This window comes from Pseudomonas sp. FG13 (genome assembly GCF_057809755.1).
This window is the reverse complement of record NZ_JBMDKO010000003.1, coordinates 60217-82659: the sequence shown is the minus strand read 5'-3', so window position 1 is coordinate 82659 and position 22443 is coordinate 60217. Positions and strand designations below refer to the sequence as shown.

Sequence of the window (22443 nt, the reverse complement as noted above, 5' to 3'; positions counted from 1 at the left end):
TCGAATGACGATCAGAGATCGGCCGGCAGCGGCTGCTTGAGCCAGGTCTGAGCGTTTTTCTCCAGGCTGCCATCGGTCTTGGCCGTGGCGAGGATCTGGTTGACCTTGTCCAGCAGCGCGGGCTCGTTCTTGTTCACGCCGACGTACACCGGCGAGTCCTTGAGTTTCACTTTCAGCGCCGGGACACGCTTGGGGTTGCGCTCACTGATGGCGACCATCACCACGTTGCCGCTGGCGATCAGGTCCACCTGGCCGGCGAGGTAGGCTGCGATGGTCGAATTATTGTCTTCGAAGCGCTTGATGGTGGTGCCTTCCGGGGCGACCTTGGTCAGTTCGATGTCTTCGATGGCGCCCCGGGTGACGCTGATGGTCTTGCCCTTGAGATCGTCCAGGCCATTGATGGCGGCCTCGGGCGGGCCGAATACGGCGAGATAGAACGGCGCGTAGGCGCTGGAAAAGTCGATGACCTTCTCGCGTTCCGGGTTCTTGCCCAGGCTGGAGATCACCAGGTCGACCTTGCCGGTGGTCAGGAACGGAATGCGATTGGTGCTGTTGACCGGCGTAAGCTCAAGCTTGACCTTGAGCTGGTCGGCCAGCAGCTTCGCGGTATCGATGTCCAGGCCGCGGGGTTTCATATCCGGGCCTACCGAGCCGAACGGCGGGAAATCCTGGGGCACCGCGACTTTGAGGGTGCCGCGCTTGACCACGTCCTCCAGTCCGTCGGCGTGGGCGGGCAACTGGCAGAGCATCAGGCTGGCAAACAGGACGGTGAGCAGGGCGCTGCAACGCTGGATCATGGTGAATCTCCGCGGTCGGTGATGTGATTTCTGCGTTCGGACAGAGCACAGGCCATGCCAACGCGATTTCAAACCCGCCAAGGCCGCGGATTTGCTGGCGCGGCTCGGTCTGACTGGTCTGAACAGTTGGGCCGCGTTTCGCACCTTTATCGAGCGTCGGTATCGGCCGTCGAACCCTGCTGGGGCACGACTTGCCGGGCGCGGCGAATAGCTTTACAACTAGTCGCTCACTGGCCGGATATACCCGAAAAAACATGAATTCCATCTCCCGTGCAGTTCCCGAAGTGGCCTTGCAAGGCATCCGCAAACTGATCGCCGATGAAGGCTTCGGTCCGGGGGATGCGTTGCCGTCGCAACGGGATCTGGCACTGCAACTGGGCGTGAGTCGGGCGTCCTTGCGCGAGGCCCTGTCGTCGTTGAGTGCGCTGGGGATGATCAGCGTGCAGCCCGGCAAAGGGGTGTTCGTACAATCGTCGGTGGAGGTTTCTCACGGTGAGTCGACAGCGGGTTGGCCATTCGCGGCCCAGGTCTCGCCACTGGATATCTTCCAGTTGCGCTATGCCCTGGAGGGTTTCGCAGCCGGAATGGCGGCGGCGACGCTGAGCCCCGATGAGCTCGACGTGCTGGGTGACAACGTCGAGGCCATGCGCCGGGAGCTGAAATCAGGGGATTTCGACGCGGCGGCGCGGCTGGATTTCGAATTTCATCGGCGAATCCTGCAGGCCGGCGGCAACCAGGCGATGCTGAACATCCTCACCGCCAGCGCCGAGATCTTCCTGGAGAGCCAGAAGTTGCCGTTCATCAGGGCGGAACGGGCCATGGAAACCTGGCAGGAGCACCGAAAAATCCTGCGGGCACTGTCCCGGCGCTCCTCGGGCTCTGCCCAGAAAGCCATGCAGGAGCATGTCCGCAACGCTGCGCTACGCACCGGAATCTGCTTCGTCGCCCCGGCCGCCTGATGACCTGGCTCATGTCAAAATGCGTCTGGCGCCATAGCGAGACTCAATCAACAGTGACTTCCTGAACCCGGGAAGGGCAGCTATGATGGGCCACGTTTTTTTGCTGACAACCCCGGAGATTTCCATGAGCAGCGATCTGATCAAACACGTTACCGACGCTAGCTTCGACGACGAAGTACTCAAGTCCGAAGGCGCGGTACTGGTCGACTATTGGGCTGAGTGGTGCGGTCCCTGCAAGATGATCGCTCCGGTTCTGGACGAGATTGCCGAGACCTACAAGGGCAAGCTGACCGTCGCCAAGCTGAACATCGACGAAAACCAGGAAACCCCGGCCAAGCACGGCGTGCGTGGTATCCCGACGCTGATGCTGTTCAAGAACGGCAACGTCGAAGCCACCAAGGTCGGTGCGCTGTCGAAATCGCAACTGGCTGCTTTCCTCGACGCCAACATCTAAGCGCCGAATGCCATTGAAAAAGCCCCGCCAATCGCGGGGCTTTTTCGTTATTCGGGGCTAGACGCTCGCAAATCCAGGTGGTACATTCGGCCCCGCACTGGTTTCTCCATTGCCCCCTGCAAGCCGTCGCCGACGCACTCCTTTCGAATAAGTACGCGATCCTGTCGCCTTCTCCGCGGCGCGGCCTCATTAAGCCAAAAGCTTAATTTCCCCTCCATAAATGATTACGTCATTCCTATATGAATCTGACTGAACTCAAGCAAAAGCCGATTACCGAACTGCTCGAATTGGCCGAACAGATGGGCATAGAAAATATGGCCCGTTCGCGCAAGCAGGACGTGATTTTCTCCCTGCTCAAGAAGCACGCGAAGAGCGGCGAGGAAATCTCCGGTGATGGCGTGCTGGAGATTCTCCAGGACGGCTTCGGCTTCCTCCGTTCCGCGGACGCTTCCTACCTCGCCGGCCCGGACGATATCTACGTCTCGCCGAGCCAGATCCGTCGCTTCAACTTGCGCACCGGTGACACCATCGTTGGCAAGATCCGCCCTCCGAAGGAAGGCGAGCGTTACTTCGCGCTGCTCAAGGTCGACACGATCAACTTCGACCGTCCGGAAAACGCGAAGAACAAGATTCTTTTCGAAAACCTGACCCCGCTGTTCCCGACTGTGCGCATGAAGATGGAAGCTGGCAACGGCTCCACCGAAGACCTCACCGGTCGTGTCATCGACCTGTGCGCACCCATCGGCAAAGGTCAGCGTGGTCTGATCGTGGCGCCGCCGAAAGCGGGCAAGACGATCATGCTGCAGAACATCGCGGCCAACATCGCCCGTAACAACCCTGAAGTTCATCTGATCGTGCTGCTGATCGACGAGCGTCCGGAAGAAGTGACCGAGATGCAGCGTACCGTGCGCGGCGAAGTGGTTGCCTCGACGTTCGACGAGCCGCCGACCCGTCACGTGCAAGTCGCCGAAATGGTGATCGAGAAGGCCAAGCGCCTGGTCGAGCACAAGAAGGACGTGGTCATCCTGCTGGACTCCATCACCCGTCTGGCCCGTGCCTACAACACCGTGATCCCGAGCTCCGGCAAGGTGCTGACCGGTGGTGTCGATGCCCACGCCCTGGAAAAACCGAAGCGTTTCTTCGGCGCCGCGCGCAACATCGAAGAAGGCGGCTCGCTGACCATCATCGCCACCGCACTGGTTGAAACCGGTTCGAAGATGGACGAAGTGATCTACGAGGAATTCAAGGGCACCGGCAACATGGAGCTGCCCCTGGATCGTCGCATCGCCGAGAAGCGCGTGTTCCCGGCCATCAACATCAACCGCTCCGGCACTCGCCGCGAAGAGTTGCTGACCGCCGATGACGAGTTGCAGCGCATGTGGATCCTGCGCAAGCTGCTGCACCCGATGGACGAAGTGGCTGCCATCGAGTTCCTGGTCGACAAGTTGAAGACGACCAAGACCAACGATGAGTTCTTCCTGTCGATGAAGCGCAAGTAACACGAAGTCAGGTTGTAGAAAAAAGGGCGCCTCAGATGAGGCGCTCTTTTTTTTGCAAAGTTTTGTATCAAAATGGACAACTTCCGTGGGCCGGCTGGTGTCCGTGTTCATTATGGGTCTTCAAAGCGACAAGGAGCGTTATGCATACGTTTGGCAACCGCCGTGACATTGATGGCTTGAGGGCGCTGGCCGTTATTCCGGTTGTTTTGTTTCACTTCGGTTTCGGCACATTCAGCGGTGGTTTTGTCGGCGTCGACGTCTTTTTCGTTATTTCCGGGTTCCTGATCACCAGTATCCTGTTCCGCGAGATCAGTGCGCAGCGTTTCAGCTTCGCTGATTTCTGGGCGCGTCGGGCGCGACGTATCCTCCCGGCCTTGAGCATGGTGCTGCTGGCAACGTTGGCCGTGGGCTGGTTGCTACTGACGGCCAAGGACTTTTCAGAGCTTGGCAGGACGGTTCGTTATCAGTCGCTGTTTATCTCAAACATCCTGTTCATGCGTGAAGATGGCTATTTCGCGCCTGCCTCGGATTTGAAGCCGCTGCTTCACACTTGGTCCCTGGCTGTTGAAGAGCAGTACTACATCTTCTTTCCTCTGCTGATGGTGCTGTTGATGCGCCACGTTCGCCATTGGCGTTGGATGCTGTTTGCCCTGCTGCTGATTTCTTTCGGGCTGAATATCGCTTACATCGACCGCAAGCCTGACGTCGCTTTCTTCTCGCTGCCGACCCGTGCCTGGGAGCTTTTGTGCGGGGCGATGCTGGCGGTCTTGCCTGCGCCCAGGCACGCAGTTCGGCCGTGGGTCTGCCAGTTCGCCGCCGTGGCTGGATTGGTGGCGGTGCTGGCGGCGGTTTTCACTTTCGACGAAACAACGGTGTTTCCGGGCTGGTCCGCTTTATTCCCGGTGCTCGGTACCACGGCGTTGATCTGGTCAGGCGCCCGGTGTTCAACCTGGGTCGCTCAGGTGTTAAGTACCAGGGCTCTGGTCTGGGTTGGTTTGCTTTCCTATTCCTTTTACCTGTGGCATTGGCCGGTCTACGTCTATGCCAACGCCATCTCCATCGACGGAGTCCAGCCCTGGGAGGCCGCGGGCTGGATTCTGCTGGCGCTGGTTTTTGCCTGGCTGAGCTGGCGTTTCGTTGAGCTTCCGTTCCGTGAAAAGCGCCTGCTGGCTGGACGTAAACCCGTGTTGGTGGGAGGGCTGCTGGCCATGGCTGTCCTGGCTGTAACCGGGTCGGTGGTGCGGTCGGCGGACGGCTTTCCCCAACGCCTTACCGGGAAAGCCATGGAGTACGCGCAGGCGCGGGAATGGCGAGCGGGGCAGATGAAATGCATGCTGGTGACTTCAGACAAACGTCCGGACAAGGCATGCCTGCTGGGCGGGCAAAAGGATGCCCCGGTGACCCGGCTGTTCTGGGGCGACAGTCACGCTGCGGCGCTGTTGCCGGCAATTGAAAGTAGCGCCGCGCACGGTGGTGGCCCGGTCTGGCTTTACAGCATGAGCGCCTGCCCGCCAATTCTCAGCGATGACCCGAGGCCGCGTTGCAAGGATTTCAACGAGCGGACCATGGATCAGGTTCGTCGCCTGAAGATCAGGGACGTAGTACTGGCATCCAACTGGAGCCTTTATGTCTACGGTCGTGAGGACGGCGACAAGAAGGTGCTGCTCGATCCTCGTGACAATACCGCCGAAGCCGAGGCGCGCATGGCCGCAGGGCTCAAGGCACGGGTCGCAGCGATCAGGGCGACGGGTGCGCAGGTCTGGTTGTTCAAGGAGGTGCCATTGCAGCGTAAGGGTGCCATTGGTCGACTGACGAGTCTGGCGCGGATAGGGCGTTCAGCCGAGGGGCTGGGCCGCCCACTCTCGGAGCACATGGCGCGCCAGCGCTTCCTGAGCGCCTTGTTCGACTCGATGAAGGCTGCCGACCCTGGGGTACATGTCATCGACCCTACGCCGTTGATGTGCTCGGATCGTGTCTGCCCAATCGAGGCCAATGGTTACTCGCAATACCGGGATGAGGATCATTTGTCGGACGTCGGTAGTGCTCGCCTGGGACCGTTGTTTGCTCCACTGCTGCTGGGTACTGCCGATAATTGACCGCTCTGCGCACGTGCGGGCTGCTGTTCGGGCGCTGGAGAAGGTAGGATGTACGCCTATTTTCGGGGTGGCATCTCAATGAAATTCAAGGATCTTCGGGATTTCGTGCAGCAGCTTGAGCAGCGCGGCGAGTTGAAACGCATCCAGGTTCCCATCTCTCCGGTGCTGGAGATGACGGAAGTCTGCGACCGCACGCTGCGGGCCAAAGGCCCGGCGTTGATGTTCGAGAACCCAACAGGCTACGACATACCGGTACTGGGCAACCTGTTCGGCACGCCTGAGCGCGTGGCCATGGGCATGGGCGCCGAGTCGGTCGACGAGCTGCGCGAGATCGGCAAGCTGCTGGCGTTTCTCAAGGAGCCCGAGCCACCCAAGGGCCTGAAGGACGTCTGGTCCAAGCTGCCGATTTTCCGCAAGATCATTTCCATGGCGCCGAAAGTCGTCAAGGACGCGATCTGCCAGGAAGTGGTGATCGAGGGGGATGACGTCGACCTGGCGATGCTGCCGGTACAGACCTGCTGGCCGGGCGATGTAGGGCCGCTGATCACCTGGGGCCTGACCGTCACCAAAGGCCCGAACAAGGATCGCCAGAACCTGGGTATCTATCGCCAGCAGGTGATTGGTCGTAACAAGGTCATCATGCGTTGGCTGAGCCATCGTGGCGGTGCGCTGGACTATCGCGAGTGGTGCGAAAAACACCCCGGCCAGCCCTTCCCGGTGTCCGTGGCGCTGGGCGCGGACCCGGCGACCATTCTCGGGGCCGTCACGCCAGTGCCGGACAGCCTCTCTGAATACGCCTTCGCCGGCCTGCTGCGCGGCAACCGTACCGAACTGGTGAAATGCCGCGGCAACGACCTGCAGGTCCCGGCCACCGCCGAGATCATCCTCGAAGGCGTGATCCATCCCGGCGAAATGGCCGATGAAGGTCCGTACGGCGATCACACCGGCTACTACAACGAAGTCGACAGCTTCCCGGTGTTCACCGTCGAGCGCATCACCCATCGGATCAAACCGATCTACCACAGCACCTACACCGGTCGTCCGCCCGATGAGCCGGCCATCCTCGGTGTTGCGCTGAACGAAGTATTCGTGCCGATCCTGCAAAAGCAATTCCCGGAGATCACTGACTTCTACCTGCCGCCGGAAGGCTGCTCGTACCGCATGGCCGTGGTGACCATGAAGAAGTCGTATCCAGGGCATGCCAAGCGGGTGATGCTGGGTGTCTGGTCGTTTCTGCGACAGTTCATGTACACCAAGTTCGTTATCGTCACTGACGACGATATCAATGCACGGGACTGGAACGACGTGATCTGGGCCATCACCACGCGCATGGACCCCAAGCGCGACACGGTGATGATCGAGAACACGCCCATCGACTACCTCGACTTCGCTTCGCCGGTATCCGGCCTGGGGTCGAAGATGGGGCTCGATGCCACGCATAAATGGCCCGGTGAAACCACCCGTGAGTGGGGCCGGGTTATCGTCAAGGATGAAGCCGTTACCCAACGGATCGATGCCATTTGGAATCAGTTAGGAATAGATTGATGCGTGTGACCTTGCAGCCGTCCGGCGCGGTGCTGGAGATACGGCCCGCCGAGCGGATTCTCGATGGTGCGCGGCGCCTGGGCTATGAGTGCCCGCAAAGCTGCCGCAACGGCAACTGCCATGTCTGTGGCGCGTTGCTGGTGGAGGGGCGCGTCCAGCAGGCTGGCGACGTGCGTGATCACGGAGAGATCTTCACCTGCATCGCCGAGCCCCTGGAGGACTGCGTGGTGTTGTGGGACGGGGTGTTGGCGCCGGGCGAGTTGCCGGTGCGTCGCTTGGCATGCCAGGTCACCGGGTGCGTCGATGTGGGCGGCGATGTCTGGCGGGTCAGCCTGCGCGCGCCGGCGGGGAAGCCGCCGCGCTATCACGCGGGACAGTATCTGATGATCGAGCGGGAAAATGGCGACAAGTCGGCTTTCTCCCTGGCCTCGGCACCGCATTCGGGGCGCGATCTGCAATTGCACGTGCTGGTGCGCGAAAACAGTGCAAAGGCTCTGCTGGAGCAGCTACAGCGCAACCCCAACGTTCATGTCGAAATGCCTTTTGGCGACACTCACTTGTCCGAGTTGCCGAACGGCCCCTTGGTATTGATCGCCGCCGGCACCGGCATGGCGCAGATGCACAGCCTGATCGAGCACTGTCGGGCAGAAGGCTTCAAGCATCCAGTGCATCTCTATTGGGGCGTGCGGCGCCCGGACGATTTCTATGAAATCGAACATTGGGACGAATGGAAGAAGCTACCAAACCTGTTCCTGCACAAGGTCGTCAGCGACCTGTGTGGTTGGGAAGGGCGCTGTGGCATGCTCCACGAAGCGGTGTGCGAGGACATCAGCGACCTGTCGGGCGTGCACGTCTATGCCAGCGGCTCGCCGGCCATGATCTATGCCACCCTCGACGCGCTGGTGGAAGCCGGGATGGATGCCCACCAGATGCGCGCCGACGTGTTTGCCTACGCACCACGCGCCTGAGCCTTGATCTTGAACGATTCTAGATGATGCTTTTTTGTGGCGAGGGGATTTATCCCCGCTGGGCTGCGTAGCAGCCCCCATCAATTTATCTGACCCACCGAGCGCTCAGGTTTTAGGGCTGCTACGCAGCCCAACGGGGATAAATCCCCTCGCCACAGGTATTTTCCAGTGCCATGGGTGTCAGTGGCATCCAACTTGCGTGGGTTCTGACAAGCGTCAGCCCCATGACGCGCGCGCCATCCATTTCTCATCCTTGCGAGGAGCCTTCCGCTACCGGCCATGACCGCTATCGAAACCGCCATTACCTGCGCCCTCTACCCGCCACGGCTCGACTTGGGCGCGCAACTGACCCGAGAACAATTGCTCGCTTCGATGCAATCGACCATGAGCCTTCACCAGGGTGGCCCGGTCTGGTTGTTCGCTTACGGTTCATTGATCTGGCGGCCTGAATGCACGGCAGTGGAGCGGATGCGCGGACGGATCCACGGTTATCATCGCGGCTTGTACCTGTGGTCCCACGAGCATCGCGGTACGCCGGAATTGCCGGGGCTGGTGTTCGGGCTGGATCGCGGCGGCTCATGCAGCGGTTTCGCCTACAGATTGCCGGAGGAGAATCTCGAGGACTCGTTGTTTGCCTTGTGGCAGCGGGAAATGCCGGTTCCGTCCTATCGCCCGCACTGGCTCAGTTGCCGCCTCGAGAACGGCGACCGTGTGCAGGCCCTGGGCTTTGTGCTGGAGCGACACCTGCCCAGCTATGCCGGCAACCTGCCGGACCATGTGCTGAGCCAGGTGTTCGAAAGTGCCTGCGGGCGTTTCGGCACGACTCGCGATTATGTCGAGCAGACCATCCACGCCCTGCGTAGCCACGCCATGCCGGATCGGAATCTGGAGGCGCGGCTCAAGCGTTGCAGATCAACCCTCGATCAGGCCACCGCCTCGCGGCTCTGACTGCTGACTTGCTTGTGCCCAAGGGTTGGCGCGAGGAACGCCATGGCCAGCAGGCACGCGGCGATCAGCAGGATGAAACCGCCGTTCCAGCCGAAATAGTCCACCGTGTAACCCATCAGGGCACTGGCCGCGACTGAGCCGCCCAGGTAACCGAACAGGCCGGTAAAACCGGCAGCCGTACCGGCCGCTTTCTTGGGTACCAATTCCAGCGCCTGCAGACCCACCAGCATCACCGGGCCATAGATCAGGAAGCCGATCGCGAACAACGAGATCATGTCGATCATCGGGTTGCCCGGTGGATTGAGCCAATACACCAGGGTCGCTACGGTCACCAGCGCCATGAACACCATGCCCGTCAGGCCACGGTTGCCCCGGAAGATCTTGTCCGACATCCAGCCGCACAGCAGCGTGCCGGGAATCCCTGCCCATTCGTACAGGAAGTAAGCCCAGGACGTCTTGTCGAAGTCGAAGTGCTTGACCTCTTTAAGATAAGTCGGCGCCCAGTCCAGGATGCCGTAGCGCAGCAAATAGACGAAGACGTTGGCCAGTGCGATGAACCAGAGCATTTTGTTGCGCAGCACGTATTTGACGAAGATGTCCTTGGCGCTGAATTCGTTCTCGTGGCTGGCGTCGTACCCTTCCGGGTAATCGTTCTTGTACTTCTCGATGGGCGGCAAGCCAGTTGACTGCGGGGTGTCGCGCATGACAATGAAGGCAAATGCAGCCACCAGCAGGGCCACGGCAGCCGGTACGTAGAACTTGCTGTGCCAGTCGTTGAACCATCCCATGCCAAGGATCGCCAACGGGCCAATCAGGCCGCCACCGACGTTATGTGCGGTGTTCCATACCGAAACCACACCGCCACGTTCTTTCTGTGACCACCAGTGCACCATGGTTCGCCCGCTTGGTGGCCAACCCATGCCTTGCGCCCAGCCGTTGATGAACAACAGGATGAACATCATGGTCACGCTGGACGTCGCCCACGGTGCGAAACCGAACACGAACATCACCGCGGCGGACATCACCAGGCCAAACGGCAGGAAGTAGCGAGGGTTGGAACGGTCGGACACGATGCCCATCAGAAACTTGGAAAGACCGTAGGCGATCGCAATCGCCGACACCGCCACGCCAAGCTGGCCTTTTGTATAGCCTTGGGCGATCAGGTCAGGAAATGCCAGGGTGAAGTTCTTGCGCAGCAGGTAGTAACCCGCATACCCAATGAAAATCCCGGCAAAAATCTGCCAACGAAGGCGTCGGTAGGTGCTGTCTATTTTTTCTTCAGGCAGGGGTGCCTGGTGTGCGGCAGGGCGAAAGAAAGCAAACATTCAAGGACTCCGGATTCTTGTTATGACTGCGAATGCGAATGTTACAGTTTCATTACCGAAAATAGCATCGCTTGTTTTGCACTGCACAGTGGAAATATTGCCGGAGGGATGTTCATAAACGAACGCGTCGCCCAGGCACAAGCGGGCGACGTTGTGGGCCTTGGTGCTGCAAGCGCTTGGATATTACGGAGTCGCGGCCCGATGCCGTAGGCTTCGGGGCCGCATCGATGCAGTCAACGCACCTGCACAACCACCTTTCCCACAGCCTTGCGCTGGGCGAGGTCGTTGATCGCCTGGGCGGCGTTGTCCAGTGGATACAGCTGCGAGACCAGCGGCTTGAGCCTGCCCTCGGCGAACCAGCCGAACAATTGTTGGAAGTTGGTGGCGTTGTCCTGGGGCTGGCGCTGGGCAAAGGAGCCCCAGAATACACCCACCACGGCAGCGCCTTTGAGCAGGGCCAGGTTCACTGGCAATTCGGGAATGCGTCCACTGGCGAAGCCGACCACCAGTAGCCGGCCATTCCAGGCAATGGAGCGGATGGCCTGGTCGAACAGATCGCCGCCCACCGGATCGTAGATGACATCGGCGCCCTGGCCGTCGGTGAGGCGTTTGATCTCGTCCTTGAGGCTGGTTTCGCTGTAATTGATCAATTCGTCGGCGCCGGCGGCCTTGGCTACGGCGAGTTTTTCCGCGTTGCTGGCGGCGGCGATCACCCGGGCCCCCATGGCCTTGCCGATCTCCACCGCCGCCAGGCCTACGCCGCCGGAGGCACCGAGCACCAGCAGGGTTTCACCGGGCTGCAGGTTGGCCCGCTGCTTGAGGGCATGCATCGAGGTGCCGTAGGTCATGCTGAAGGCTGCCGCGGTGTTGAAGTCCATGGACGCCGGGATCGGCAATACGTTGTAGCCCGGCACCGCGACCTGTTCGGCAAAGCTGCCCCAGCCGGTCAGCGCCATCACTCGGTCACCGATCTTGAGGTGACTGACCTTTTCACCCACTTCCCTGACGACCCCCGCCGCTTCGCCGCCGGGAGAAAACGGGAAGGGCGGTTTGAATTGATATTTGCCCTCGATGATCAGCGTGTCAGGGAAGTTCACCCCGGCGGCGTGCACGTCCAGCAGCACTTCGTTCTTCTTCGCGACGGGGCTGGCGACCTCTTCCAGCACCAGCGATTCGGCAGGGCCGAATTCTTTGCACAGCACGGCTTTCATCAGGGCTATTCCTTTGGGAGTGATGGCCGATAAGTGTAGGTGTGAGAGACAACGGGTCAACGAGCATGCCCCGCCCTGATAGCCGGCCATAAGCTTGTGCTTGAACGGCGGGTCGGTATGCTGGGCCGCAAACCGGATGAGGAGTCGAATGTGAAAGCGTGGATCGTGTTGATGCTAGCCCTGTCGTTGCCTGCGGCAGTCATGGCCGAAGAGGCCAAGGAAGCAAAAGAAGGTGAGGCGCCGAAGGTCAGCTACATCACCCTGAGCCCGCCCTTCGTGGGCAACTACGGTCTGGATGGCACGGCGAAACTGAAGGTCTACAAGGCCGACGTGGCCCTGCGCGTCACCGGCGATGCCGCTGTAGCCGCGGTGAAGGCCAATGAACCACTGATTCGTAACCAATTGGTTGCGCTGTTCGCCCAGCAGACCAGCGAGACCATGAACAGCCTTGAAGCCAAGGAAAAGTTGCGCCAGGAAGCGTTGAAGCAGACCCAGCAAGTGATGAACGACGAGACCGGCAAGCCGATGGTGGATGATTTGTTGTTCAACAACCTGATCATTCAGTAAGTCGCCTGCTGTCCGAGCGTGCCTCATCGCGAGCAGGCTAGCTCCCACATTGAATCGATGAAGATCCCCTGTGGGAGCGAGCCTGCTCGCGATGGCGGACCAAGGGCGCCGTAGCGCTAGGGGTTCAACGCCATCACCGCTGCCCACTGCTCTGCCGTCACCGGCATCACCGACAGGCGTGAGCCCTTCTGTACCAGCGGCATTTCGGCCAGGGCGGTTTGCTGCTTGAGGTAGTCGAGTTTCAGCACGCGGGAAAAGGTTTCGACATGGGCGACGTCGATCGCGGTCCAGGGGTTTTTATCCGGACTGGCTTTCGGATCAAAGTAGTGGCTGTCGGGCTCGAGCGCCGTGGGGTCCGGGTAGGCCGTCCGGACGATCTGCCCGATTCCGGCAATGCCTGGCTCCGGGCAGCTGGAGTGGTAGAAAAAGAAGGAATCGCCTTGCGCCATGGCCCGCAGGAAATTGCGTGCCTGGTAGTTGCGAACCCCGTCCCAGCGGGCCTGGCCGAGCTTTTCCAGGTCCTGGATGGACAATTCGTCGGGCTCGGATTTCATCAGCCAATAGGCCATGACGTCTACTCCTGGGCGGTGTGCTAAAAATAGTTCAGCGATTTTATGACAAACCGACAGTCGGTTGACGCCAGAGTTTGCGTGGCGGTCGAGGTTGTCGCAAAATGCCGGCCTTCCAAGCTTGACGCTGCTGCACGGCCAAATAAGAAAACCGCTGCTGTCATCGTGTGTGATATGCCTTGAGGGGGGCAATCGATGAAACGCAAACCGGATTTGTTGTGGATTCTGGTCATTCTGTTCGGCCTGGGTGTCGTGACCACGGGTTATGCTCAAAGCCTGTGGGCGAACAAGACCGAGGCGCCGATGGACATCACCCAACCTGCGCCACCGCTTAAACGCTGAGTCTGTTTCCCAGGCGCCGCTGAGTTGCGCGGCGCCTATCCTGCGATATACCAATGCCTGTCACTGACCGTTCCTTGCAGCGGTACATCCCAGCTCGCCTGCGCGAGTCTTTCGACTTTCTGGCATTCATGGGCCAGTCCCAGCAACGTTGGCTTGCGCCATGACTTGCGTCGCGCCAGGTACGCCAGGCTGCGGTCATAAAACCCGCCCCCCATGCCCAGTCGGCCGCCTACATCGTCGAACCCCACCAGTGGCAGCAATACCAGGTCCAGTGTCCAGACCTTGCGTTGCCGGGCGACATCGATCCGTGGTTCGAGAATACGAAAACGATTGGGGTGCAGTTGCTCACCGGGGCGGATGCGCTGGAAAACCATCTTGGTCCGCGGCCATGGGCTGAGCACCGGCAGGTAAGTGGCCTTGCCCCGGCGCTGGGCGGCGCGCAGCAGCAGGCGCGGGTCAATCTCGCCATCGTTGGGCAGGTACAGGGCGACGTGCCTGGCGCGGCGAAACATTGGATGCTGGGCCAGTTGCCGGTAGAGCCCTTGGGCGGCTTGTCGTTGTTGGGCGGGCGTCAGGGCGCGACGTGCCTGGCGCAGCAGGCGTCGAAGTTGGGGGCGGGGCAGCAACGCGGGTTCGGACATGGTCGATGCTTCGAGTCTGGCTTGGATGACACAGCGTAACCGCCCAGAAATGCCTGCGCCAGACACGACAATGCCAGTCTTGAAGACTGGCATTGTCTGGAAAATCAGGCTCCCCGGATGAACCGCTGCCGGCTTAGCCCTTGAACCCGAGAGTTCAAGGTGGAAGTTGCAGGAGGCGTTAAGGCTTTCCGTCAAGCGGACATGCACACCGGCCCCAACGTGCAACCCCCGTGGTTGTGCGTATCGGCTCAGGGACATCACCAACTGGCAAGCACCCCAGGGAGTGACGCAAGTATACCCCAGGCAGCTTCGCGAATCAGCCCTTGCTGACGTCTGGATCGGTGGCCAGTACCAGATCCACCCGTTCCAGCAGGTCGCGCACCTGTTCACGGGTCGATCCGCTGACCTGCACATCAGGTGTATCCTGGCGATGCAGCAGGTCGTGGGTGATGTTCAAGGCGGCCATTACGGCGATGCGGTCGGCGCCGATGACTTTGCCGCTGCTGCGGATCTCGCGCATCTTGCCATCCAGGTAACGGGCAGCGCTCACCAGGTTGCTGCGCTCTTCCTGGGGGCAGATGATCGAATATTCTTTGTCGAGGATCTGCACGGTAACGCTATTGCTTGAACTCATGAGTCTTGCTCCAGGGCCTTGAGGCGCGAAATCATCGATTCGACCTTACGCCGGGCGATTTCGTTTTTTTCAATGAGGTGAGCGCGTTCCTCGCGCCAGGTTTTTTCCTGAGCTAATAAGAGTCCGTTTTGGCTCTTTAGTTGCTCGACCCGGTCAATTAGCAATTCGAGTCTGGCCATCAGCGCTTGCAGGTCGGTGTCTTCCATTGTGTCCACTGAAGATTGTGTCTGATGGGGAGGTGTGTCGCACAGCCTCTGATAGTCTTGGCGAGTCTGTCGATGTAGGATACAAGGCCTCCATTCTAGACATAGCGCCGTCTGGCGCCTAGCTGCCCATGCCCATTCAGAATTCCCCGTATCAAGCGTTCGCCACCCTGCTGAGCACCAGCGGCCACCCCGTATCGCCTGCCGAACTGCACGGCCTGTTGCTCGGCCGTAGCTGCGCGGGTGCCGGCTTCGACGCCGAAGGCTGGCTGGCCGATGCCGCCGAGCTGCTCGAAGGCGAGCCGGCGGACAATGTCCGCAATGCTCTCATTGGCCTGCAGGAAATGGTCAAGGGCGAGCTGACCAGCGATGACATGACCGTCGTCCTGCTGCTACCCACCGACGATGCGCCGCTGGCCGAGCGTGCCGCGGCCCTGGGCCAGTGGTGTCAGGGCTTCCTCGCCGGCTTTGGCCTGACCCGCCGTGCCTATGCGCTGAGCGCCGAGGCCAATGAGGTGTTGCAGGATCTGGCCGCGATCTCGCAGGTCCAGGATGCCCTGGAAGAGTCCGATGACGGCGAAAGCGACTATATGGAAGTGATGGAATACCTGCGAGTCGCGCCACTGCTGCTGTTCACCGAGACGAAGAAAACCGCTGAGCCGGCCGCCAAACCGTCCTTGCACTGATTGCTTGAAAGGGAACACCGTCTGCCCATGATTCATATCCCGAAATCGGAATACAGCCGTCGCCGCAAGGCCCTGATGGCGCAGATGGAACCCAACAGCATCGCAATCCTGCCCGCCGCCGCCGTTGCGATCCGCAACCGCGACGTCGAGCATGTCTACCGCCAGGACAGCGACTTCCAATACCTCAGCGGCTTCCCCGAGCCGCAGGCGGTGATCGTGCTGATGCCCGGCCGGGCCCATGGCGAATACATCCTGTTCTGCCGCGAGCGCAACGCCGAGCGTGAGTTGTGGGATGGCCTGCGCGCCGGTCAGGAAGGCGCGATCCGTGATTATGGTGCCGACGATGCATTCCCCATCACCGACATCGACGACATCCTGCCGGGCCTGATCGAAGGCCGCGACCGGGTGTATTCGGCCATGGGCAGCAACCCGGAATTCGACCGGCACCTGATGGAGTGGATCAACGTGATTCGCTCCAAGGCCAACCTCGGCGCCCAGCCGCCGAACGAATTCGTTGCCCTGGATCACTTGCTGCACGACATGCGCCTGTATAAATCGGCGGCGGAAGTGAAGGTCATGCGTGAAGCGGCGCGGATCTCCGCCCAGGCGCATATCCGGGCGATGCAGGCGGCGCGTCCCGGGCTCTACGAATACAGCCTGGAAGCCGAGCTGGATTACGAGTTCCGCAAGGGTGGGGCGAAAATGCCGGCCTATGGCTCGATTGTCGCGGCGGGCCGCAATAGCTGCATCCTGCATTACCAGCAGAACGACGCGCTGCTCAAGGATGGCGACCTGGTGCTGATCGACGCCGGTTGTGAAATCGACTGCTACGCCAGCGATATCACGCGTACGTGGCCGGTCAACGGTAGGTTTTCCCCCGAACAGAAGGCGATCTACGAGTTGGTGTTGGCGGCCCAGGAAGCGGCGTTTGCCGAGATCGCGCCGGACAAACACTGGAACCAGGCCCATGAGGCGACGGTCCAGGTCATTACCGAGGGGCTGGTGCGCCTGGGGCTGCTGGAGGGGGAGGTTGACGAGTTGATCGCCAGCGAAGCCTACCGTGCGTTCTACATGCACCGCGCCGGTCACTGGCTGGGCATGGATGTGCATGATGTGGGTGAATACCGGGTCGGCGGTGAATGGCGGGTATTGGAAGTCGGCATGACGCTGACCGTGGAACCGGGCATCTACATTGCGCCGGGCAACCGCAGCGTAGCGAAAAAATGGCGCGGCATTGGCGTGCGCATCGAGGATGACGTAGTGGTGACCAGAAGCGGTTGTGAAATCCTGACCCGAGGCGTACCCAAGACCGTTGCCGAAATCGAGGCCCTGATGGCCAACGCTCGGGATCAAGTGGCATGAGTCGGGTCAATCTGGCGATCATCGGCGGTGGCCTGGTCGGTGCGAGCCTGGCCCTGGCCCTGCAGGCGGGGGCCAAGGCCCGGGGCTGGAAGATCGTCCTGATCGAGCCCTTCGCCCCCGGTCATGCCTGGCAACCGAGCTACGATGCCCGCTCCTCGGCATTGTCCTTCGGCTCCCGGCAGATCTATCAGCGCCTGGGGCTATGGCAGGAGATTTCCCAGCGTGCCGAGCCCATCAAACAGATCCATGTGTCCGATCGCGGACGGTTTTCCACGGCTCGGCTGTCGGCCGCCGAGGAAGGCGTCCCGGCCTTGGGCTACGTGGTGGAAAACGCCTGGCTTGGCCAGTGCCTGTGGCAAGGCCTGGACAAGGACGTGGTCAGTTGGCGTTGCCCGGCGCAAGTCACTCGAATGGAGCCACTGGTTGACGGTTATCGCCTGACCCTGGATGACGAAACGCTCCTGGAATGCGACCTCGCGGTGTTGGCCGACGGCGGTCGTTCCGGTCTTCGGGAGCAGCTGGGCGTCGGTGTACGCAAGCGCCCGTATGACCAGAGCGCGTTGATCGCCAACATCACCCCCAGCGAAGCCCACGATGGCATGGCCTTCGAGCGCTTCACCGATGACGGTCCGATGGCCTTGTTGCCGCTGCCGGAGAATCGCTGTGCCCTGGTCTGGACCCGCCAGGGCATGGATGCGCAACGGCTGGCGGACCTCGACGAGCGCAGTTTCCTCAGTGAATTGCAGAGCGTGTTCGGTTATCGCCTGGGGACGTTGAAGCAGGTGGGCGTGCGACATCTGTACCCATTGGCGCTGGTGGAGGCCGAAGAGCAGGTGCGCCCGCATCTGGCGATCCTCGGCAACGCCGCCCACAGCTTGCATCCGATTGCCGGGCAGGGCTTCAACCTGTCGCTGCGCGACGCCCAGGCCTTGGCGGACGCCTTGCTGGACAGTGAAAGCGCACCGGGGGATTTTGCCGTGCTGCAGGCCTATCGCGAGCGCCAGCGGATGGATCAGGCCTTGACGGTGGGTTTCTCTGACCAGGTCACGCGGCTGTTCAGCAGTCGCCTGCCACTGGTGTCGGTGGCCCGTAACCTCGGCCTGCTCGGTCTCGACGCGTTGCCCCCCGCCAAGCGCTGGTTCGCCCGTCAGGCCATGGGCCTTGGGACCCGGCCCGATGTATAGGCATGGGGTTGAACATTCTTTTCATGGGCGGCTCTTGTCGCCCGCAAAACAGGCTTAAAGCATGGAATTGCGTGCAGATCTGCTGATTGTCGGCGCCGGTATGGTGGGTAGCGCCCTGGCGCTGGCGTTGCAGGGTAGCGGCTTGCAGGTGTTGTTGCTCGACGGCAGCCCGATGAGCGTCAAACCCTTCGATCCACAGGCGGCATTCGAGCCCCGGGTCAGTGCGCTGTCGACGGCCAGCCAGCGCATCCTCGAGCGCCTTGGCGTCTGGGACGGCATCGTTGCGCGCCGCGCCAGTCCCTACACCGACATGCACGTATGGGACGGCAGTGGCACCGGGCAGATTCATTTTTCCGCTGAGAGCCTGCATGCCGACACCCTGGGGCATATCGTTGAAAACCGTGTGGTACAGGACGCATTGCTGGACCGGCTGCATGATTGCGATCTGGGCTTGCTCGCCAATGCGCGACTCGAACAGATGCGTCGCTCCGGCGATGACTGGCTGCTGACCCTGGCTGATGGCCGCACCCTGCGGGCACCGCTGGTCATCGCCGCCGACGGCGCGAATTCCGCCGTGCGCCGCCTGACGGGGGTTGCCACCCGGGAGTGGGATTACCTGCACCATGCCATCGTCACCAGCGTTCGCAGCGCCCGGCCTCATCGAATGACGGCATGGCAGCGCTTCACCGACAACGGCCCGCTGGCTTTCCTGCCCTTGGAACGCGACGGCCGACACGATTGGTGTTCGATTGTCTGGTCCACGACCCCTGGCGAGGCACAGCGCCTGATGGCACTGGATGACGCCGGTTTCTGCAACGAGCTGGAGCGGGCCTTCGAAGGTCGACTCGGCCAGGTACTCGGCGCCGACCCGCGCCTGTGCGTACCGCTGCGCCAGCGTCACGCCAAGCGCTATGTGGCCGAAGGCCTGGCCTTGATCGGTGATGCGGCCCACACCATTCACCCGCTGGCCGGGCAGGGCGTGAACCTGGGTTTCCTCGACGCGGCTGTGCTGGCCGAAGTGCTGCTGCAGGCCGCCGCACGAGGCGAGCGGCTGGCCGACGTCAAGGTGTTGAGCCGCTACGAGCGCCGGCGCATGCCCCATAACCTGGCGCTGATGGCGGCGATGGAAGGTTTTGAGCGGCTGTTCCAGGCCGATCCATTGCCGGTACGCTGGTTGCGCAATACCGGGTTGAAGCTGGTGGACCGCCTGCCCGAGGCCAAAGCGCTGTTCGTGCGCGAAGCACTGGGGTTGATCGGGGATCTGCCGGATCTGGCCAAGGCCTGAGCGTTATGGTGGGGCAGATGGCCCTATCGCGGGCAAGCCTTGCTCCCACAGAGCAGGTTGGCCTGGATCTGTGAAAGTGAGCTGTCCTTGTGGGAGCAAGGCTTGCCCGCGATGACGGTTGCATGGCTAGCCTACCAGTACGGCAACATTTGGAAATGTCTCCACCCACTGTTTGATTGAGCTGCCAAATGTGAGTCTTTATCATTTGCGCTCGTTCACCCACCGAGAGACCGCTTCCATGTTGGCACCCAAGCGCCTGCTGTCCGCCCTCGCCCTGACCCTGATCGGCTCCACTGCCGTGCAGGCCGCCGATGAGGTGGTGGTCTACTCCTCACGCATCGATGAGCTGATCAAGCCGGTCTTCGATGCCTACACCAAAAAGACCGGTGTATCGGTGAAGTTCATCACCGACAAGGAAGCGCCGTTGATGCAGCGCATCAAGGCTGAAGGTGAAAATGCCACCGCAGACCTGCTGCTCACCGTCGACGCCGGCAATCTCTGGCAGGCCGAGCAGATGGGCATTCTCCAGCCATTCACCTCCCCGGTGATCGACGCCAACATCCCATCTCAATATCGTGCTTCTTCCCATGCCTGGACCGGCTTGAGCCTGCGGGCACGGACCATTGCCTACTCCACCGAGCGGGTCAAACCCGACGAGCTGACCACCTACGAAGCCCTGGCGGACGATCAATGGGAAGGTCGCCTGTGCCTGCGCACTTCGAAGAAGGTCTACAACCAGTCCCTGACCGCCACCCTGATCGAAACCCACGGTGCCGAAAAAACCGAACAGATCCTCAAGGGCTGGGTCAGGAACCTGTCCACCGATGTGTTTTCCGACGACACCGCATTGCTTGAGGCAATCAACGCCGGGCAGTGCGACGTCGGCATCGTCAACACCTATTATTACGGTCGCCTGCACCAGCAGAAGCCGGATCTGAAAGTGAAACTGTTCTGGCCGAACCAGGCCGACCGGGGTGTGCACATCAACCTGTCGGGCATCGGTCTGACCCGGCACGCACCGCACCCCGAGGCGGCCAAGAAACTGGTGGAGTGGATGACTACGCCAGAGGCCCAAAGTATCTTTGCCGACGTGAACCAGGAGTTTCCAGCCAATCCGCAAGTGCAGCCGTCCAAGGAAGTCGCGGCCTGGGGCAAGTTCAAGGCCGACACGCTGCCGGTGGAGGTCGCGGGCAAGCGCCAGGCCGAAGCCATTCGCATGATGGATCGGGCGGGCTGGAACTGATATACGGGACGAGGTCCCCTGTGGCGAGGGGATTCATCCCCGCAGGGTCGCGGAGCGACCCTGATGGAAGCCATGCTGTGTGTCAGGCGGACTGAGTCGTTTTCCATGGGCTTGCTTCGCAAGCCAGCGGGGATAATTCCCCTCGCCACAGGTTCTGTGTGAGCCTGCCCATGCATCATTTGAACGAGCACCTTCCTTGACCCACCCCGCCCAACGCCGCTGGTATCTCCTGGTCTTCGTCATCGCCGCGCTGGTCCTGTTGCCCTTGAGTGTGCTGCTGCTGTCCTGGCAAAGCATCGACCCGCAGATCTGGTCCCACCTATGGGAAACCCAGATGCCGCGCTTGTTGGGCAACACCCTGATGCTGATAGTGGGCGTGGGGGTCGGTGTGACTGTGCTGGGCGTCAGCCTTGCCTGGCTCACCAGTCTGTGTGAGTTCCCGGGCCGACGTTGGCTCGACTGGGCATTGATGCTGCCGTTCGCGATTCCTGCCTACGTGCTGGCGTTTGTCTTCGTGGGCCTGCTGGACTTTGCCGGTCCGGTGCAAACCCTGTTGCGTGACTGGTTCGGCAGCGGCCTGCGCATGCCCCGGGTCCGCTCCACCGGCGGGGTCATCCTGGTGCTGGTCCTGGTCTTTTACCCTTACGTGTACCTGCTGGCGCGCAGTGCATTCCTGGCCCAGGGCAAGGGTTTGATGGAGGCGGCGCGGGTGCTCGGGCAGTCGCCGTGGCAGGCTTTCTGGCGCGTGGCATTGCCGATGGCCCGGCCGGCCATCGGGGCGGGCGTAGCGCTGGCGTTGATGGAAACCCTGGCGGATTTCGGAGCGGTGTCGGTGTTCAACTTCGACACCTTCACCACGGCCATCTACAAGACCTGGTACGGCTTCTTCAGCCTATCCAGTGCTGCCCAACTGGCCAGCCTGTTGTTGCTGGCGGTGATGCTGGTGCTCTACGGCGAACGCCGGGCCCGGGGCGCCCAGCGGGCGAGTAACGAACGGCCCAGGGTCAAGGCCTTGTACACCTTGCATGGCCTCAAGGCCGCGGCAGCCAGCGGTTGGTGCCTGCTGGTATTCGCCTGCGCATTTGTCGTCCCGGTCCTGCAACTGGTGGTGTGGTTCTGGCAGCGGGGCCGTTTCGATCTGGACGAGCGCTATGCCGGGTTGATTATCCATACCCTTTACCTGGGGGGGCTGGCGGCGTTGGTCACCGTTTGCGTGGCCTTGTTGCTGGCCTTCGCCAGGCGCCTGGCCCCGACCCGGGCTATTCGCGCCGGCGTGGGGCTGGCGAACCTGGGGTACGCCTTGCCGGGTTCGGTGCTGGCAGTCTCGATCATGCTTGCATTCAGCTACCTGGACCGTGAACTGGTTATCCCGCTGTCGACCTTGCTCGGCGGCGCGGGCAAGCCCCTGCTGCTGGGTAGCCTGTCAGCCCTGTTGCTGGCCTATCTGGTGCGTTTCCTGGCCGTGGCGTACGGGCCTCTGGAAAGCAGTCTTGGACGAATCCATTCGTCGTTGCCAGAAGCCGCACGCAGTCTCGGTGTCAGCGGGCCGCGATTGTTTTTCAACGTGTATCTGCCGCTGCTGTTGCCCGGCACCCTGAGTGCCGCGTTGCTGGTGTTCGTGGATGTGCTCAAGGAAATGCCCGCGACCCTGCTCATGCGTCCGTTCGGTTGGGACACCCTGGCGGTGCGGATCTTCGAAATGACCAGCGAAGGGGAGTGGGCCAGGGCCGCGCTGCCGGCGCTGACCCTGGTACTGGTGGGATTGTTGCCGGTCATCGGATTGATACGACGTTCGGCTCATCGGAGCTGATAGAGCGAGTCCCCAGGTGTCAGTACGAGTGTCCTGTTTCGCCAATACGTTCCTTTTCTGACGGCAACGGCCACCATCAAAAAAGAACAGGATTGGTGATACAGGACACCGGATC

At 61.3% G+C, this 22443-nt stretch carries 22 protein-coding genes and 1 other RNA gene; 15 read left to right on the top strand and 8 right to left on the bottom strand.

The window, feature by feature from the left end:
* Positions 1-11 precede the first annotated feature (11 nt).
* On the bottom strand, positions 12-797 hold the full coding sequence (locus ACODTO_RS04310) for a transporter substrate-binding domain-containing protein (RefSeq protein WP_053190600.1): 786 nt from the start codon (positions 795-797) through the stop codon (positions 12-14).
* A gap of 254 nt (positions 798-1051) precedes the next feature.
* Between ACODTO_RS04310 and ACODTO_RS04305 the strand changes: the two genes are divergently transcribed.
* The 7 genes from ACODTO_RS04305 to ACODTO_RS04275 all read left to right on the top strand — a co-directional run bounded on the left by ACODTO_RS04305 (position 1052) and on the right by ACODTO_RS04275 (position 9266).
* Positions 1052-1756 carry a FadR/GntR family transcriptional regulator gene (locus tag ACODTO_RS04305; RefSeq protein ID WP_139641029.1) on the top strand — a complete coding sequence of 235 codons (705 nt, stop codon included), beginning with the start codon at positions 1052-1054 and terminating at the stop codon, positions 1754-1756.
* A 124-nt stretch (positions 1757-1880) separates the two neighbouring features.
* On the top strand, positions 1881-2210 hold the full coding sequence (trxA, locus tag ACODTO_RS04300; RefSeq protein ID WP_024780513.1) for a thioredoxin TrxA: 330 nt from the start codon (positions 1881-1883) through the stop codon (positions 2208-2210).
* A 239-nt stretch (positions 2211-2449) separates the two neighbouring features.
* Entirely contained in the window at positions 2450-3709 is a 1260-nt protein-coding gene (rho, locus tag ACODTO_RS04295; RefSeq protein ID WP_003206716.1) for a transcription termination factor Rho, read from the top strand.
* Between the two features lie 140 nt (positions 3710-3849).
* Positions 3850-5805 (top strand): acyltransferase family protein, encoded by a 1956-nt coding sequence (locus tag ACODTO_RS04290; protein ID WP_489106019.1) that lies wholly within the window; start codon positions 3850-3852, stop codon positions 5803-5805.
* A 78-nt stretch (positions 5806-5883) separates the two neighbouring features.
* Positions 5884-7350 carry a 4-hydroxy-3-polyprenylbenzoate decarboxylase gene (gene ubiD, locus ACODTO_RS04285; RefSeq protein WP_139641025.1) on the top strand — a complete coding sequence of 489 codons (1467 nt, stop codon included), beginning with the start codon at positions 5884-5886 and terminating at the stop codon, positions 7348-7350.
* Positions 7350-8318 carry a CDP-6-deoxy-delta-3,4-glucoseen reductase gene (locus tag ACODTO_RS04280; protein WP_489106018.1) on the top strand — a complete coding sequence of 323 codons (969 nt, stop codon included), beginning with the start codon at positions 7350-7352 and terminating at the stop codon, positions 8316-8318. The genes ubiD and ACODTO_RS04280 overlap by 1 nt, the downstream gene beginning before the upstream one ends.
* 279 nt (positions 8319-8597) lie before the next feature.
* Positions 8598-9266, top strand: coding sequence for a gamma-glutamylcyclotransferase (locus ACODTO_RS04275; RefSeq protein WP_139641020.1), 669 nt, complete (start codon positions 8598-8600; stop codon positions 9264-9266).
* Here the strand turns inward: ACODTO_RS04275 and glpT are convergent.
* On the bottom strand, positions 9242-10591 hold the full coding sequence (gene glpT, locus ACODTO_RS04270; protein ID WP_139641018.1) for a glycerol-3-phosphate transporter: 1350 nt from the start codon (positions 10589-10591) through the stop codon (positions 9242-9244). The two genes, ACODTO_RS04275 and glpT, sit on opposite strands and share 25 nt — an antisense overlap.
* A gap of 233 nt (positions 10592-10824) precedes the next feature.
* Entirely contained in the window at positions 10825-11802 is a 978-nt protein-coding gene (locus tag ACODTO_RS04265; RefSeq protein WP_489106017.1) for an NADPH:quinone oxidoreductase family protein, read from the bottom strand.
* A gap of 150 nt (positions 11803-11952) precedes the next feature.
* On the opposite strand from ACODTO_RS04265, the gene ACODTO_RS04260 reads away from it, so the two are divergent.
* Complete coding sequence (locus ACODTO_RS04260; protein ID WP_041024473.1) at positions 11953-12369, top strand: flagellar basal body-associated protein FliL; 417 nt, start codon at positions 11953-11955, stop codon at positions 12367-12369.
* Positions 12370-12485: 116 nt separating this feature from the next.
* On the opposite strand, the gene ACODTO_RS04255 is transcribed toward ACODTO_RS04260, so the two are convergent.
* Positions 12486-12938, bottom strand: coding sequence for an EVE domain-containing protein (locus ACODTO_RS04255; protein WP_489106016.1), 453 nt, complete (start codon positions 12936-12938; stop codon positions 12486-12488).
* Positions 12939-13133: 195 nt separating this feature from the next.
* Between ACODTO_RS04255 and ACODTO_RS04250 the strand changes: the two genes are divergently transcribed.
* Complete coding sequence (locus tag ACODTO_RS04250) at positions 13134-13280, top strand: hypothetical protein (protein ID WP_175362779.1); 147 nt, start codon at positions 13134-13136, stop codon at positions 13278-13280.
* A 35-nt stretch (positions 13281-13315) separates the two neighbouring features.
* Here ACODTO_RS04250 and ACODTO_RS04245 read toward each other — a convergent pair whose 3' ends face one another.
* The 4 genes from ACODTO_RS04245 to ACODTO_RS04230 form a co-directional block, all read right to left on the bottom strand.
* The gene (locus ACODTO_RS04245; RefSeq protein WP_139641012.1) at positions 13316-13921 is read right to left on the bottom strand and encodes a 5-formyltetrahydrofolate cyclo-ligase; all 606 of its coding nucleotides are present in this window, start codon (positions 13919-13921) and stop codon (positions 13316-13318) included.
* A gap of 106 nt (positions 13922-14027) precedes the next feature.
* A non-coding RNA gene (gene ssrS / locus ACODTO_RS04240) (6S RNA) lies at positions 14028-14207 on the bottom strand.
* Positions 14208-14237: 30 nt separating this feature from the next.
* Positions 14238-14555 (bottom strand): cell division protein ZapA, encoded by a 318-nt coding sequence (locus ACODTO_RS04235; RefSeq protein WP_024780504.1) that lies wholly within the window; start codon positions 14553-14555, stop codon positions 14238-14240.
* A complete protein-coding gene (locus ACODTO_RS04230; protein ID WP_003177365.1) occupies positions 14552-14761 on the bottom strand; it encodes a TIGR02449 family protein in 210 nt (69 codons plus the stop codon). The genes ACODTO_RS04235 and ACODTO_RS04230 overlap by 4 nt, the downstream gene beginning before the upstream one ends.
* A gap of 128 nt (positions 14762-14889) precedes the next feature.
* Between ACODTO_RS04230 and ACODTO_RS04225 the strand changes: the two genes are divergently transcribed.
* From ACODTO_RS04225 to ACODTO_RS04200, 6 genes are all read left to right on the top strand, one after another.
* Positions 14890-15444, top strand: coding sequence for a YecA/YgfB family protein (locus tag ACODTO_RS04225; protein ID WP_041024470.1), 555 nt, complete (start codon positions 14890-14892; stop codon positions 15442-15444).
* A gap of 27 nt (positions 15445-15471) precedes the next feature.
* A complete protein-coding gene (gene pepP / locus ACODTO_RS04220) occupies positions 15472-16806 on the top strand; it encodes a Xaa-Pro aminopeptidase (RefSeq protein WP_175362778.1) in 1335 nt (444 codons plus the stop codon).
* On the top strand, positions 16803-17990 hold the full coding sequence (ubiH, locus tag ACODTO_RS04215; RefSeq protein WP_139641008.1) for a 2-octaprenyl-6-methoxyphenyl hydroxylase: 1188 nt from the start codon (positions 16803-16805) through the stop codon (positions 17988-17990). Before pepP ends, ubiH begins: the two co-directional genes overlap by 4 nt.
* Positions 17991-18057: 67 nt before the next feature.
* Complete coding sequence (locus tag ACODTO_RS04210) at positions 18058-19275, top strand: 2-octaprenyl-3-methyl-6-methoxy-1,4-benzoquinol hydroxylase (protein ID WP_464712007.1); 1218 nt, start codon at positions 18058-18060, stop codon at positions 19273-19275.
* A gap of 238 nt (positions 19276-19513) precedes the next feature.
* Complete coding sequence (locus ACODTO_RS04205; RefSeq protein WP_139641003.1) at positions 19514-20518, top strand: extracellular solute-binding protein; 1005 nt, start codon at positions 19514-19516, stop codon at positions 20516-20518.
* A gap of 196 nt (positions 20519-20714) precedes the next feature.
* Positions 20715-22328 carry an ABC transporter permease gene (locus tag ACODTO_RS04200; protein ID WP_489106015.1) on the top strand — a complete coding sequence of 538 codons (1614 nt, stop codon included), beginning with the start codon at positions 20715-20717 and terminating at the stop codon, positions 22326-22328.
* Positions 22329-22443: the final 115 nt, after the last annotated feature.